Source organism: Cognatiluteimonas profundi (assembly GCF_009792795.1).
In the GTDB taxonomy this organism is placed as follows: Bacteria; Pseudomonadota; Gammaproteobacteria; order Xanthomonadales; family Xanthomonadaceae; genus Cognatiluteimonas; species Cognatiluteimonas profundi.
The window spans coordinates 431,640-445,786 of record NZ_VKHQ01000004.1 but is presented as its reverse complement, the minus strand read 5'-3'; the positions used below and the strand labels follow the sequence as shown (position 1 = coordinate 445,786).

Sequence of the window (14,147 nt, the reverse complement as noted above, 5' to 3'; positions counted from 1 at the left end):
CCGCCGGTGCGGGGTTTAGCTTACCCGAAGCGCCACCGGCAGCCGACTCCGGCATCGACGGGCGCGGCGCAGGCTGCAGTCATGCACATCCGCGACTGGCCAGCGCCCGAACGTCCCCGTGAAAAACTGCTCGCGCGCGGTGCGGCCGTGCTGTCGGACGCCGAACTGCTGGCGCTGTTCCTGGGTTCCGGGTTGCGCGGGCAGGACGCGGTCGCCACCGCGCGCGCCCTGTTGGCGGCGCACGGCCCGCTGCGCACGCTGCTGGAGCGCAGTGCCAGCGACCTGGCCACATTGCCCGGCATCGGCCCGGCGCGGGCATGCCAACTGTCGGCCGCGCTGGAACTGTGCAACCGCTACCTGGCCGCGGGGCTGGAGCGCGGGGAGGCATTGACCGATCCGGGTTCGGCCGGTCGCTACTTCGCCCAGCGCCTGCGCGGCCATCCGCAGGAAGTCTTCGCCGCCTTGTTCCTGGACACGCGCCACCGCGCCCTGGCCTTCGAGGAACTGTTCCGCGGCACCGTCGATGGCGCCGAGGTGCATCCGCGTGAAGTCGTGCGCCGCGCACTGGCGCACAACGCGGCCGCGATCATCGTCGGCCACAACCACCCCAGCGGCAGTACCGAGCCCAGCGCCGCCGATCGCGCCGTGACCACGCGACTGAAGCAGTCGCTGGCACTCGTCGACATCCGGCTGCTGGACCACTTCGTCATCGGCGATGGCACGCCGGTCTCGCTGGCGGCGCGCGGCTGGGTCTGAGGGCAGGGCCGCCTGCAGGCGTGTTGCGTCGCGCGCGGCGGCGCGTCGTGGCCCTGAAATGCACGGATGGCCTTGCGGCGCGGTCACCATCCGCCTGCGGACCACTTCGTCGTCGGTGATCGCATGCCGGTATCGCTGCACATCCAGCGCCGCGGCCGGATGATCCTGCGGCGCGGCACCGTACAATGCCGGCTGTTGTCCTGTCCGCCGAATCCCTCGTGAAAACCCAGCTCCGCGCCCGTATCCAGCAGGGCATCGACACCTTGCGTGACCGCGGCATCGTGCCGGCCGACGTGACCTTGCCCGACTTCGTGGTCGAGCGGCCCAAGGATCGCAGCCACGGGGATTTCTCCACCAACGCGGCATTGCTGCTCGCCAAGCCCGCCCGCACCAGCCCGCGCAACATCGCCCAGGCACTGGTGGATGCAATCCCGACGGGCGACGACATCGCCGCGATCGACATCGCCGGGCCGGGCTTCCTCAATTTCCGCCTGGCGGCGGGCGCCTGGCAGGACCAGCTGCGCGAGATCCATCGCCAGGCCGGTCGATACGGACGCAACGACTCGGGCCGCGGTCATCGGGCGGGAGTGGAATACGTGTCGGCCAATCCGACCGGTCCGCTGCACGTCGGCCATGGTCGCGCGGCGGTCATCGGCGACTGCATCGCGCGCGTGCTCGCGGCCAACGGCTGGGACGTGACGCGCGAGTTCTACTACAACGATGCCGGCGTGCAGATCGAGAACCTCGCGCGCTCGGTGCAGGCGCGCGCGCTGGGACTGGTGCCCGGCGATGCCGGATGGCCCGAGGACGGCTATCGCGGCGAATACATCGGCGACGTCGCCAGCGCCTACCTGCGCGGCGAGACAGTCGAGTTCGAGGACCACGGCGTTACCGCGACCGGCGACGCGCAGGACCTGGATGCCATCCGCCATTTCTCGGTGGCGTACCTGCGCCGCGAGCAGAACGCCGACCTGGCCGCCTACGGCGTGCAGTTCGACGTGTATTTCCTCGAGTCCTCGCTGTATGCCGACCACAAGGTGGAGGAAACCGTGCGCGGGCTGGTCGCGCATGGCCACACCTACGAGGAAGGCGGCGCGCTGTGGCTGCGCACCACCGATTTCGGTGACGACAAGGACCGCGTGATGCGCAAGTCCGACGGTACCTACACGTATTTCGTGCCCGATGTCGCCTACCACCTGTCGAAATGGCAGCGCGGATACGAGCGCGCCATCACCGAGCTGGGCGCCGACCACCATGGCTCGCTCGCGCGCGTGCGCGCCGGCCTGCAGGCGCTCGATGCCGGCATCCCGCAGGGCTGGCCGGAGTACGTGCTGCACCAGATGGTGACGGTGATGCGCGGCGGCGAGGAAGTGAAACTGTCCAAGCGCGCCGGCAGCTACCTGACCTTGCGCGACCTGGTCGAGGAAGCCGGCCGCGACGCCACGCGCTGGTTCCTGCTCGCGCGCAAGCCCGACTCGCAGCTGGTGTTCGACATCGACCTAGCGCGTTCGCAATCGCTCGACAATCCCGTGTACTACGTGCAGCTGTCGCATGCGCGGATCTGCGGGCTGTGGCGGCAGCTGCGCGAGCGCGGCCTGGCCTTCGATGCCGACAATGGCCTGACCCAGCCGCTGGACCTGGACAACGCGGCGACGCGCAACCTGCTGACCGAGCTGGCGCGCTACCCGGATGTGGTCGCGGCGGCGGGCGAGCACCTGGAGCCGCACCTGATCACCGGATACCTGCACGAGCTGGCGCAGGCCTTCCAGTCCTATTACAACGACCACCAGTTCCTGGTGGATGATCCCGACCTGCGCGATGCGCGGCTGGCCCTGGCGCAAGCCACCCGGCAGGTGCTGGCCAACGGGCTCGATCTGATTGGCGTCTCGGCGCCGGAGGCAATGTAGTGGCGGCAAAGCGCGGCAAATCGCAGGCACGACGCAACAGCGGCAGGGACGGCGGACTGCCCGGATGGGCCTGGCTCGTGCTCGGCGTCCTGCTCACGATCGCGGTGGTGATGGCCGCGCCACGGCTGCTCAAGTCCGGCGGTGGCGACGGCTTCTTCCGCCCCAAGCCCAATCCCGATGCGCAGCCTGCCGCTACCCGCGGCAGCGACGATGCCATCGCACCGGATGACGACGCCGACGCACCGGCTGCGATTGCGGGCAAGCCGGCCGACAAGGCCAAGCCGACCCAATACGACTTCTACACGATGCTGCCGGGCAATGAAGTCGTGATGTCGGACGCCGAACTGGCCGCGACCGCGCGCGAGGAATCCGCGCGCCAGGCGAGCGCGCAGAAAAACGCATCGGCGCAGGCGCCGGCCGCAACTGTCGCGACCACCCCGACCGCCGCAAACACCGGCAGCACCACGCCGAACCAGGCGCCTGCATCCACGCCGTCGCCGAGCGTTGCCGCGACCAGCGGCAACGACGCACCGTACCTGCTGCAGGCAGGCGCCTTTGGTGCGTCGGGCGACGCCGAGGCCACCAAGGCCAAGGTCGCGCTGCTGGGTCTGGGCGCGCGCGTCGAATCGGCAACCATCAATGGCAAGACCGTGTACCGGGTGCGCATGGGTCCCTATGGCACTGCGTCGGAATTGGCGGAGGCAAAGCGCAAGCTTGCCAACGGCGGCCTGCCCGCGATGGCGATCAAGGTGAAGTGAGTGCGCAGCAGCCGTGCGCGCGTGTCAGGGCGCGCGTCGGCGCGTCGTAGGCACATCGTCGCTGAATGCGGTGTCGCCTGCGCGTCGCTGCCGGTGAGATCCTGTCGGCAGACACTGCGGTTCGAGGAGAACTGCCGCATGCCGATCGAAGCCGCCCTGATCAAGCCCGTCGTCGATGCCCTGATGGGCCTGTTCCGCCAGGGCCAGAACCTCCAGCTCAAGCACAACGCCGAGGCCGCGCTGCGCGAAGCCATCCGCGAATTGCTGCTGGCCAATCCCGACGAGAACAAGGCGGCCGCACGCATCGCCATCGCCAAGGCGGCCGGCATCCTCTCCGAGGACGTGGTGTTGGCCGAGGACATGCTGCGCAGGCATCGCGACACCCGCGTGCGCACGCGCGGGAAAACCGGTGGCTCACGCAAGCGCGCGGCGGATGCCACCGCCACGGCGGAACCCGAAGCGCCCGCAAAGGCGAAGGCGCCGGCGAAAAAGACGCCCACGCGCAAGGGAACCAGGTCCGGTTAACGTAGACGAGCACGGTTGGGGCATCGACGGGTTGGCGGCATCGCGCGCAACCGGCACAATCGGCCGTTGACAACATCCAGCGGCTGGACATGCCCTATCTGGTCAGCGTCGATGGGACGCACGCCCTCGTCGATGTCGTCCATCCGGGGCCGATCACGATCAGCACCCGCATTGGCGCGCTCGAAGACGGGGCCATGCTGCTGCCGATCCGGCATCAGGCGGTCGCACGATCCAACCGGCGCGGGGACGCGCTGCAATGGCTGCCGGGCGAGCCGGCCTCGTAGCGCGCCATCGCGCCACCTGCCGCCTGCCATCAGCCCTACGCCGGATCGACCTCGTGCCCTACATCCTCCAACTGGATCCATCCCTCGGCCTGCTCGACCTGCGCTACCACGGCGTGGTGTCCATCGCGCAGCGCATGCAGGCCGCCGATGAAGCGCTGCCGCTGCTGCGCGAGAGCGGCATCCGCAGGATCCTCATCGACCTGATGCAGGCGACCGCCGCGCCGGACACGATCGACGACTTCCGCGCATTCGCCGCGCGCATCACCCGCGAGCCGCTGTTCCTGCAGTCGCGCACGGCATTCGTCGCCCCGCCGATCCACTACACCAACCACCTGATCGAGGTGCTGGTCGACGCCCATCACTACCCGTTTTCCCGCTTCATCGACCGCGACGAGGCCATCGCGTGGCTGCTCGGCAACGAGCCGCCCAACGGCTTGCCGGACTAGCGGGCGCAATTGCATGCGCGCATGGCTTCGGTGACGATGGCCGACCCTGCGGCACGCGGAGATCGGAACGTGGCAACGACGCAATGGCTGCTCTGGGCATCGCTGTCGGCGGGGTTCGCCGCACTGACGGCCATCTTCGCCAAGGCCGGCCTGGTCGGCGTCGACAGCGATTTCGCCACCCTGCTGCGCACCTTCGTCATCGTGGCGTTGCTGGCCGCATTCGTGCTGGCGACCGGCAAGTGGCGCAATCCGGCGAGCTTGTCGCCGCGCACGCTCGGATTCCTGGTGGCGTCGGCAATGGCCACCGGTGCGTCATGGGTCTGCTACTTCCGCGCATTGAAGATCGGCCCGGCGTCGAAGGTGGCCGCGGTCGACAAGATGAGCCTGCTGCTGGTGGCGATCTTCGCCTTCGTCTTCCTCGGCGAGCGGCTGCTGGCGCGCGAATGGCTCGGCGTCGCGCTGATCGGCATCGGCGTGGTCGTGCTGGCGATCAAGTCGTGAGGACCGCGCTGGTCACCGGCGCCACGTCCGGCTTCGGGCGTGCGGCCGTGCGCGGTTTCCTCGCCGCCGGCTGGCGCGTGATCGCCACCGGCCGGCGCGCGGACCGCCTGCAGTTGCTGGCCGACGAGGCGGGAAGCGAACGCATCCATGTCGCCGCGTTCGACATCCGCGACGCCGACGCCACCGCCGCGATGCTCGACGCGATCCCGCAAGGCTTCCGCGCCATCGACCTGCTGGTCAACAACGCAGGCCTGGCGCAGGGCACCTTGCCGGCGCAGCAGGCCAGCCTGGACGACTGGCGCACCATGATCGACACCAACATCACCGCGCTGGTGACGCTGACGCGACTGCTGCTGCCGACCCTGATCGCGCAACGCGGCGCCATCATCAACATCAGCTCCACCGCGGCCAACTATCCCTATGCCGGCGGCAACGTCTACGGCGGCAGCAAGGCCTTCGTCAGCCAGTTCTCGCTGGGCCTGCGCGCCGACCTGCACGGCACCGGCGTGCGGGTGACCACGCTGGAGCCGGGCATGGCGCAGACGGAGTTCACGCTGGTGCGCACGCACGGCGACCAGGCCGCATCCGATGCGCTCTACCGCGGGGCCGGGCCGATCACGGCCGAGGACATCGCCGGCGTGCTGTTGTGGATCGCCGGGCTGCCGCCGCACCTCAACATCAACCGACTCGAACTGATGCCGACCAGCCAGTCCTTCGCCGGCTTCCAGATCCATCGCGAAGGCTGAACCGGGTCAGGCCCCGCTGTCGGCGGGCAAGGGCTCGTCGCTCAGGTAGGTGTAGGCGGTCAGGCCCGCTTCCAGCGCAGCGGCGAGGCCCGCCGCCTCGTCCGCGGACAACCCGGCCGCGGCGACCTTGTCGCGGTACGCCGCACGCAGCGCGTCCAGACGGTAGCCGACGTAATCGAGCATGACGTCGGTGGTATCGCCGCGGCGTTGCTGGCCGATGACGAAGCCGTCGTCGCCCAGCCGCACCGACACCGAATCGGTGTCGCCGAACAGGTTGTGGATGTCGCCGAGGATCTCCTGGTAGGCGCCGACCAGGAAAAACCCGAGCCGGTAGCTTTCGCCCGCGCGCAGCGGATGCAGTGGCAGTGAACTGTCCAGGCCTTCGTTCTCGACGTAGGTATCGATCTTGCCGTCCGAGTCGCAGGTCATGTCGGCGATCACGCCGCGCCGCGTCGGTGCCTCGTCGAGGCGGTCGATCGGCACGATCGGGAACACCTGGTCGATCGCCCACACGTCCGGCATCGATTCGAACACGCTGAAGTTGACGAAGTACTTGTCGACCAGGCGTTCGTTCAACTCGTCGATGAGTTCGCGGTGGCTGCGCTCGCCCGGGTCCAGGCGCGTGCGCACCGCATGCGCGATCGCGTAGAAGAGGTCGTCGATGCGCGCGCGGTGGGCCAGGTCCAGCTGTCCCAGCGCATACAGCGACAGGCCTTCGCCATGGTGGTGCTGGGCTTCGTGGAACAGTTCCACAGCCGGGCGCGCGTCGAGCTCGGCGTAGACCTCGCGCAGGTGGCGGATCACCGCGGGTTCGTCGGCATGCGGTGGCGGCACGCGGCCTTCGGGCGCCATCTCGACTTCGGCGACATTGGCCACCAGCACGGCGTGGTGCGCGGTCATCGCGCGGCCGCATTCGGTGACGATGCGCGGCTGCGGCAGCCCGTTGGCCTCGCAGGCCTCGGCCAGCGGCTGGACGATGTTCGACGCGTACTGGTCGACGCCGTAATTGATCGAGCAGTAGCTGCGCGAGCGGGTGCCTTCGTAATCGATGCCCAGGCCGCCGCCGACATCCATGTAGCGCACGTTGGCGCCCAGCCGCGACAGCTCGACGAAATAGCGCACCGCCTCGCGCATGCCGTTGGCGATGTCGCGCACGTTGGAGATCTGCGAGCCCATGTGGAAGTGCAGCAGCCCGAGCGCATCGCCCATGCCGGCGTCGCGCAGGCGCTTCCACAGGTCCAGCAGCTGGCGCGGCGACAGCCCGAACTTGGCCTTGTCGCCGCCGCTGTTCTGCCACTTGCCGGCGCCCAGCGACGCCAGCCGCATGCGCACGCCGATGCCCGGCTGCACGCCCAGTGCGCGCGCCTCCTCCAGCACCAGCGGCAGCTCGGAGGGCTTCTCGATGACGATGTAGGTGTCCAGCCCCAGCTTGCGGCCGATCAGCGCGAGGCGGATGTACTCGCGGTCCTTGTAGCCGTTGCAGACGATCAGCCCGCCCGGCCGCGACAGCGCGAGCACCGCCATCAACTCCGGCTTGCTGCCGGCTTCCAGGCCGAAGCCCTCGCCGGCGTGCGACGCCAGCGTGCCCGCCACGCCTTCGTGCTGGTTGACCTTGATCGGATACACGGCGGTGTAGCCGCCGGCGTAGTCCCAGTCCGCCTGCGCCTGGGCGAAGGCCGCCTGCAGGCGGTGCAGGCGATCGCCGAGGATCTCCGGGAAGCGCACCAGCAGCGGCAGCCTGGCGCCGTTCGCCCGCGCGGCGTCGACCACGTCGGCCAGCGCGATCGCCGGACCGCTGGCGCGCGGCAGCACGACGACGCGACCGGCTGCGTCGATGTCGAAATAGCCTTCCGACCAGTGCGGCATCGAATAGGTCTTGCGGGCTTGATCGAGCGACCAGGCGGTCATCGGCGTGGCGTCGGCTGCGGCAGGACGCGCATTCTAGCGTTCGCGCGGTGAGGGTCCCGCCGGGTGGCTTCCGCTACACTCTGCCGCCCCGCGGTCCGGCCCAGGCCGGTCCGCGCAGTGATGCTTCGACAAAGGGCTGGCGATGAGCGACGCGACGTGGAAATACGAGAATTTCGAGCCCGCCGGTTCCGCCATCGGCTTTCGCATCACCCGCAAGCTCGATGAGGTGCAGTCGCCGTTCCAGAAGATCGAGATCTTCGAGACGACCGACTGGGGCAACCTGATGCTGATCGACGGCGCGGTGATGCTGACCAGCCGCGACAATTTCCTCTACCACGAGATGATGTCGCATCCAGCGCTGTTCAGCCATGCCGATCCGCGCAATGTCGTCATCATCGGCGGCGGCGACTGCGGCACCCTGCGCGAGGTGCTCAAGCACGCCGGCGTCGAGCGCGCCGTGCAGTGCGACATCGACGAACAGGTCACGCGCATGGCCGAGAAGTGGTTCCCGGAATTGTGCGACGCCAACGCCGACCCGCGCGCGCAATTGCTGTTCGACGACGGCATCGCCTACATGGCCGCCTGCGCGCCGGGCAGCGTCGACATCGTCATCGTCGATTCCACCGATCCGGTCGGCCCGGCCGAAGGGCTGTTCAACAAGGCGTTCTACGCCAGTTGCTTCCGCGCGCTGAAGGACGACGGCATCCTGGTGCAGCAGTCCGAATCGCCGCTGGTGCTGCTGGACCTGATCAACGCCATGCGAGATGAAATGCGCAAGGCCGGTTTCAGCACGTTCGCGACCTTGCCGTTCCCGCAGCCGTGTTATCCGACCGGCTGGTGGTCGTGCACGCTGGCGCGCAAGTCGGAGGGCTTCGGTTTCCGCGAAGGCGACGCGCAGGCGGCCACGTTCGCGCACAAGTACTACAGCGCGGACATCCATCGCGGTGCGCTGACGCTGCCGCCCTTCGTCGCCGCCGCGCTGCGGTGAGCGGCGCGCCAGCGGCAACCCGGTTGCCACGTCGGTTCTACCTCGGCCAGGCCTTGCTGCTGGCGGTGTCGGCGCTCGCGTTGTCGATCGTCTTCCACGTCACCCGCCTGGACCTGCAGCTGGCGACGCCGTATTACGACCCGATCAACCACACGTTCCCGTGGCGCTATGCCTGGATCAGCAAGTACTTCGTCCATCGCTACCTGAAGTACGTGTTGTTGATGGTCGGCGCGAGTGTCTGGATCGTCGCGCTGTGGACGCGCTGGCGACGGCCGCAATCCGGCTTCCTCGCCAGCCACCGGCGCCGCTGGTGGTTCGTCGCCTGGTGTTTCGTCGCCGTGCCGATCGTGATCGGCATCCTGCGCCGGCTCAGCCCGATGCACTGCCCATGGGAGATCAGCGATTTCGGCGGCTACGCCCCGTACGTGGACCTGTGGTCCGCGGCACCGGCGGGCATCCGCGCCGGGCACTGTTTCCCCGCCGCCTTTGTCGCATCGGGCTCATGGCTGCTGGGTTTCGCGCTGCTCTGGTATCCGGAACACAAATGGCGCAGCGCCGTCGTCGGCCTTGCGGCATTGGCGTTGGCCTTCGGCCTGGGCTGGGTGCAGCAGATGCGCGGCGCGCACTTCCTGTCGCACACGCTGTGGTCGCTGTGGGTCAGTTGGGCCGTGGTGCTGCTGGTACATCGGGCGAGCGGCGCCTGGAGGGAAACCGGCGGTCCTGGGCCCGGATAGCGGTATCGCGTCCCCTGCGACATCGGGGCAAAGCGCGACGTGCGTCTCACTGTCGCATTATCGCGATCGTGCACGTGCGGGACCTGCTTCGGCGGTCGGCCGCCCGCCTATACTCCAGAGCTATCAGGTGGCCTTGGGCCACGGGGCGGCCAAGGCCGTACAGCGGGGATATGCGGGGACTCGCGCTACTGATCGCCTGCACCCTGTTCAGCGGGGTTTGCCCGGCTGCGCCCGCGCCGCAGGCACCAATGCCGGCCCCGGCCCGATCGGCAACCGCCTTCGACGCGCTGTTCGCACAACTCAACGGTCCCGCATCCCTCGACATGACCACGTCGACCTGGGATCGCGCGCTGGAACGGCTGTCCGCACTGGCGCCGGTCGGCGACGCGCGGCGCGACATCCAGTTGCGGTCGGTGGACTGCAGCCACAGCCGCTGGGGGACGTCACCGGCGCTGGTCGCATATATCGATGCCGCCAGGCGCGCCGCGGTGGACGCCCATGACGTCGGCTCGCAGGCGCGCCTGGCGATCTGCCAGGCGGCGTTCGAGGACCTGGGCGGCCACGGACAGGCGGCAATCACCACGCTCGGCACGGCGCTGGCACTGGCCGAGGACGCGCGCGATCCGCTGCTGACGATGCAGGTGCTCAGTTATCGCGGTGACCTGCATTCGCTGCTCGGCAACCAGGCGGTGGCGTTGCTGGACTATGACCACGCCCGCCAGGTACTCCAGCGCGCCGGATTGCAGTCACTGGCGCGGCAGCTGCTGACCGGCACCGGCATGATCTACCGGCGCATGGGCGAGTACGCGCGCGCGCTGCAGCAGTTCCAGCAGTTGGAAGTGCTGCTGCCACCGGATGCGAGCTGGGAGGATCATTACGGGATCGCGATGCAGAAAGGCTTCCTCTATACCGAGGGGGACAAGCCGGCACTCGGACTGCAGGCGTTCGCGCAGGCGTTGGCCATGGCGCGCGCGCAAGGCACCGCGAGCGACCGTGCCGCTGCCTTGGCCGGACTGGCGCAGGCGCAGGTCGGACATGGGGATTTCACGGCGGCGCTGGCCTCGATCGATGCGGCGCAGGCGTTGCCGGGCGCACGGCTCAACGACACCGACCGTGGCGTCAACCAACTGGTCGAAGGGCAGGCACTGTCCGGCCTGCGACGCCATCGCGAAGCGCTCGTGCATCTGGACAAGGCGCTTGCGCTGCTGCGCGGCGAGAGCAACCCGCGCTACCTCTCGTGGCTGTACGAGACGCGTTCACTGACCGAGGAAGCGCTCGGCGACACGGCCTCGGCCCTGGCCGACTACCGGCGGCACGCCGTCCTGCAGCGCTCGCTCGACGACCTCGCCTCGCACCAGCAGGGGCTGCTGATCCAGCTGGAGGCCAGCGCGCGCCAGGGCGAGCTGGAGAACAGGCAGCTGCGCCAGCAGCAGGCCTTCCAGCAGCAGCGCGTCGATGCGTTGTTGCGGGTGCGCCGCTGGCAGAGCGCCGCACTGGTCCTGGGTCTGCTGCTGCTCGGCAGCCTGGCGATCCTGTCCGCGACGCTGTTGCGGCGCACCCGGCAGTTGCGCCGCATCGCGATGGTTGATTCGCTGACCCAGCTGGCCAATCGGCGCAGCATCTACGCCGCCGCGCACGAGGCCGTTGCCGTGGCCCGCTTGAGCGGAAAGCCGCTGAGCGTGCTGGCTGTCGACATCGACCGCTTCAAGTCGATCAACGACCGCCATGGCCACCCCGCCGGTGATGCGGTCCTGGTCGCAGTCGCCGAGCGCTGCAAGGTGACGCTGCGCCAGGGCGACCTGATCGGCCGCGCTGGTGGCGAGGAATTCCTGGTGCTGTGTCCCGACACCGACCTGGCCGCTGCCTGCGGGATCGCGGAGCGCCTGCTGCAGGCCGTGCGCACGCTGGACTTCGTGGGGTTGCAGCCGCCGTTGCAGGTGACCATCAGCATTGGTGCCGCCAGCCTGCGCAACGCCAGCGACACCATCGATACCCTGATCGCGCAGGCCGACCGTGCACTCTATGTCGCCAAGGAAAACGGGCGGGACCGATGGATGACGGATGCGGGCACCGCCGACCCAGGCACCTGGACGCCTGCGCCGGGCGTGGTGATCGACGCACATCCCGCCTGAGCGCGCGTCCGGACTACAGTGCGTCCGCGTCCATTTCGCCGGTGCGGATGCGCACCACGCGTTCCAGGTCCCAGACGAAGATCTTGCCATCGCCGATCTTGCCGGTGCCCGCTGCCTGCATGATCGCTTCCACCACCGCGTCGGCTTCCTGGTCGGTGACCGCGACTTCCAGCTTGATCTTCGGCAGGAAGTCCACGACGTATTCGGCGCCGCGGTACAACTCGGTGTGGCCTTTCTGGCGACCGAAGCCCTTGACCTCCGTCACCGTGATGCCGGCGACGCCGGCGTCGGACAGCGCCTCGCGCACATCGTCGAGCTTGAACGGCTTGATGATCGCCATCACCATCTTCATCGCAACATCTCCCTGGGCTGGCGGCAGCATAGCCGCAGCCGCGGTTCGGGCGCATCGACGCGCATGCCAGCCACGCCGTGGCACCATGCGCGGAATTCCCTGACGACCCGCCGCGGCCAGCGCCGACGGCGCCGGCCTTGGGGGCGCGTCCATGCTGGCCGCACCCCAACAGGAGCCGACCCGGATGAATGCAGCCATGAAGATTGACCTCGCCCACATCGACGAACTCGCCCGGCGGCTGAGCAGCCTGGTGCCCAACGGCATGCGCGAGGGCCGCGAGGAGTTGCAGCAGAATTTCAAGTCGGTGCTGCAGACCGGACTGGGCAAGCTCGACCTGGTCACCCGCGACGAATTCGACGTGCAGCGCGCGGTCCTCCTGCGCACGCGCGACAAGCTCAACGAACTGCAACGATCGATCGCACAGATCGAAGCGCAGCTCGCCGCCAACTCCGCGCAGAACTGAGCCCGCCATGGGCCTGGCACTCGTGCACAGCCGTGCACGCACGGGCGTGCACGCGCCCGCCGTCCGCGTCGAGGTGCACCTGTCCGGCGGATTGCCGCGGATGTCGATCGTCGGCCTGCCCGAGGCGGCGGTGCGCGAAGCCAAGGATCGGGTGCGCGCGGCCATCCAGTGTGCGCAGTTCGAATTCCCCGCGCGGGTCATCACCGTCAACCTCGCGCCGGCGGACCTGCCCAAGCACGGGGGTCGTTTCGACCTCGCGATCGCGCTCGGCATCCTTGCCGCCAGCGGGCAGGTTCCACTGGACGCGCTTGGCGACTACGAATTCCTCGGCGAATTGGGACTGACCGGCGAGTTGCGCGCGGTCGACGGCGTGCTGCCCGCCGCGCTGGCCGCAGCCAGGGCCGGACGCAAGCTGATCGTGCCGCTGGGCAATGGCGCCGAGGCCGCACTGGCGCGGGATGTCCATGCCAGTACCGCGCGCACGCTGCTCGAGGTGTGCGCCGCACTCGAAGGACGCAGGACGCTGGATGCAGCGATCGCGGTGCCATTGCAGCCGGTGCACGGCCCCGACATGCGTGACGTGCGCGGCCAGGTGCACGCACGCCGCGCGCTGGAGGTCGCTGCTGCCGGCGGCCACCACCTGCTGTTGATCGGGCCGCCGGGTTGCGGCAAGACGCTGCTGGCGTCACGCCTGGCCGGACTGCTGCCCGAGGCAAGTGAAGCAGAAGCGCTGGAAGCCGCCGCCATCGTGTCGGTGAGCGGACGCGGGCTGGACCCCGCGCGCTGGCGCGAGCGCCCCTATCGCACGCCGCACCACACCGCCAGCGCGGTGGCACTGGTCGGCGGCGGCGCCGAACCGCGGCCAGGCGAGATCTCGCTCGCGCACAACGGCGTGCTGTTCCTCGACGAGTTGCCCGAATGGGACCGGCGCGCGCTGGAGGTGCTGCGCGAACCGCTGGAGTCGGGCGTGGTGACGATCTCGCGCGCGGCGCGGCAAAGTGAATTCCCGGCACGGTTCCAGCTGGTGGCGGCGATGAATCCCTGCCCCTGCGGATGGGCCGGTGATCCCTCCGCGCGTTGCCGTTGCCATGCCGATGCGATCCTGCGCTACCGCGCGCGGATCTCCGGTCCACTGCTGGATCGCATCGACCTGCACGTGGACGTGCCGCGCCTGCCACCGGCTGAATTGCGCCCCGATGCACCCGATGGCGAATCCAGCGAACACGTGCGCGCGCGCGTCGCACAGGCGCGCAGCATCCAGCATGCGCGATCGGGCAAATCCAACGCCCAGTTCGGCCAGGCCGACACCATGGCCAACTGCCGGCTGGCGCCGCAGGACCAACTGCTGCTCGAGCGCGCGATCGACGCCCTGCAGCTGTCCGCGCGCTCGATGCACCGCATCCTGCGGGTCGCGCGCACCATCGCCGATCTCGCCGGCTGCGAGCACATCGGCACCGCGCACCTGGGCGAGGCGCTGGGATATCGGCGGGTCGATCGCGGCGTCGCCTCACAGGCGGCCTGATCCGTCGATCCGGGATCGGCAGCGCGGCGGCAGCGGCGGTGCAGTGCCGATGTCCGGGCGAACGCCCGCACGCGCAGGCAAGCGACCGGCCCGACAGGACGCGTCATCGACGCTTGCTAGGATGG

Annotated in this window: 15 protein-coding genes; 13 read left to right on the top strand and 2 right to left on the bottom strand. The window is 69.2% G+C overall.

The window, feature by feature from the left end; genetic code table 11:
• The first annotated feature begins 81 nt into the window (after positions 1-81).
• The 8 genes from radC to GST15_RS08620 all read left to right on the top strand — a co-directional run bounded on the left by radC (position 82) and on the right by GST15_RS08620 (position 5,923).
• Positions 82-756 carry a RadC family protein gene (gene radC / locus GST15_RS08655; protein ID WP_159016845.1) on the top strand — a complete coding sequence of 225 codons (675 nt, stop codon included), beginning with the start codon at positions 82-84 and terminating at the stop codon, positions 754-756.
• A gap of 218 nt (positions 757-974) precedes the next feature.
• Positions 975-2,663 (top strand): arginine--tRNA ligase, encoded by a 1,689-nt coding sequence (gene argS, locus GST15_RS08650; protein ID WP_159016844.1) that lies wholly within the window; start codon positions 975-977, stop codon positions 2,661-2,663.
• Positions 2,663-3,421: an SPOR domain-containing protein gene (locus GST15_RS08645; RefSeq protein WP_159016843.1), complete on the top strand. Its 759-nt coding sequence runs from the start codon at positions 2,663-2,665 to the stop codon at positions 3,419-3,421. Before argS ends, GST15_RS08645 begins: the two co-directional genes overlap by 1 nt.
• Before the next feature lie 138 nt (positions 3,422-3,559).
• The gene (locus tag GST15_RS08640; RefSeq protein WP_159016842.1) at positions 3,560-3,946 is read left to right on the top strand and encodes a hypothetical protein; all 387 of its coding nucleotides are present in this window, start codon (positions 3,560-3,562) and stop codon (positions 3,944-3,946) included.
• 89 nt (positions 3,947-4,035) lie between these two features.
• Entirely contained in the window at positions 4,036-4,230 is a 195-nt protein-coding gene (locus GST15_RS08635) for a hypothetical protein (RefSeq protein WP_159016841.1), read from the top strand.
• 53 nt (positions 4,231-4,283) lie between these two features.
• Positions 4,284-4,676, top strand: a complete 393-nt coding sequence (locus tag GST15_RS08630; protein WP_159016840.1) for a hypothetical protein — start codon at positions 4,284-4,286, stop codon at positions 4,674-4,676.
• Between the two features lie 69 nt (positions 4,677-4,745).
• The gene (locus GST15_RS08625; RefSeq protein WP_233263114.1) at positions 4,746-5,177 is read left to right on the top strand and encodes an EamA family transporter; all 432 of its coding nucleotides are present in this window, start codon (positions 4,746-4,748) and stop codon (positions 5,175-5,177) included.
• Positions 5,120-5,923, top strand: a complete 804-nt coding sequence (locus GST15_RS08620; protein WP_159016839.1) for an SDR family NAD(P)-dependent oxidoreductase — start codon at positions 5,120-5,122, stop codon at positions 5,921-5,923. Before GST15_RS08625 ends, GST15_RS08620 begins: the two co-directional genes overlap by 58 nt.
• 6 nt (positions 5,924-5,929) lie before the next feature.
• Here the strand turns inward: GST15_RS08620 and speA are convergent, their stop codons facing one another.
• Positions 5,930-7,831 carry an arginine decarboxylase gene (gene speA / locus GST15_RS08615; protein WP_159016838.1) on the bottom strand — a complete coding sequence of 634 codons (1,902 nt, stop codon included), beginning with the start codon at positions 7,829-7,831 and terminating at the stop codon, positions 5,930-5,932.
• A 142-nt stretch (positions 7,832-7,973) separates the two neighbouring features.
• Here speA and speE point away from each other — a divergent pair, with 142 nt between their 5' ends.
• The 3 genes from speE (at position 7,974) to GST15_RS08600 (ending at position 11,685) form a co-directional block, all read left to right on the top strand.
• Positions 7,974-8,819, top strand: a complete 846-nt coding sequence (gene speE / locus GST15_RS08610; RefSeq protein ID WP_159016837.1) for a polyamine aminopropyltransferase — start codon at positions 7,974-7,976, stop codon at positions 8,817-8,819.
• Positions 8,816-9,553, top strand: coding sequence for a phosphatase PAP2 family protein (locus GST15_RS08605; RefSeq protein WP_159016836.1), 738 nt, complete (start codon positions 8,816-8,818; stop codon positions 9,551-9,553). The genes speE and GST15_RS08605 overlap by 4 nt, the downstream gene beginning before the upstream one ends.
• 248 nt (positions 9,554-9,801) lie before the next feature.
• Positions 9,802-11,685, top strand: a complete 1,884-nt coding sequence (locus GST15_RS08600) for a GGDEF domain-containing protein (protein WP_159016835.1) — start codon at positions 9,802-9,804, stop codon at positions 11,683-11,685.
• Positions 11,686-11,698: 13 nt separating this feature from the next.
• Here the strand turns inward: GST15_RS08600 and GST15_RS08595 are convergent, their stop codons facing one another.
• The gene (locus tag GST15_RS08595; protein ID WP_159016834.1) at positions 11,699-12,037 is read right to left on the bottom strand and encodes a P-II family nitrogen regulator; all 339 of its coding nucleotides are present in this window, start codon (positions 12,035-12,037) and stop codon (positions 11,699-11,701) included.
• 196 nt (positions 12,038-12,233) lie between these two features.
• On the opposite strand from GST15_RS08595, the gene ubiK reads away from it, so the two are divergent.
• Both ubiK and GST15_RS08585 read left to right on the top strand, forming a co-directional pair.
• Positions 12,234-12,500 (top strand): ubiquinone biosynthesis accessory factor UbiK, encoded by a 267-nt coding sequence (gene ubiK, locus GST15_RS08590; RefSeq protein WP_159016833.1) that lies wholly within the window; start codon positions 12,234-12,236, stop codon positions 12,498-12,500.
• 7 nt (positions 12,501-12,507) lie between these two features.
• Positions 12,508-14,022, top strand: a complete 1,515-nt coding sequence (locus GST15_RS08585) for a YifB family Mg chelatase-like AAA ATPase (RefSeq protein WP_159016832.1) — start codon at positions 12,508-12,510, stop codon at positions 14,020-14,022.
• The last annotated feature ends 125 nt before the right edge of the window (positions 14,023-14,147 follow it).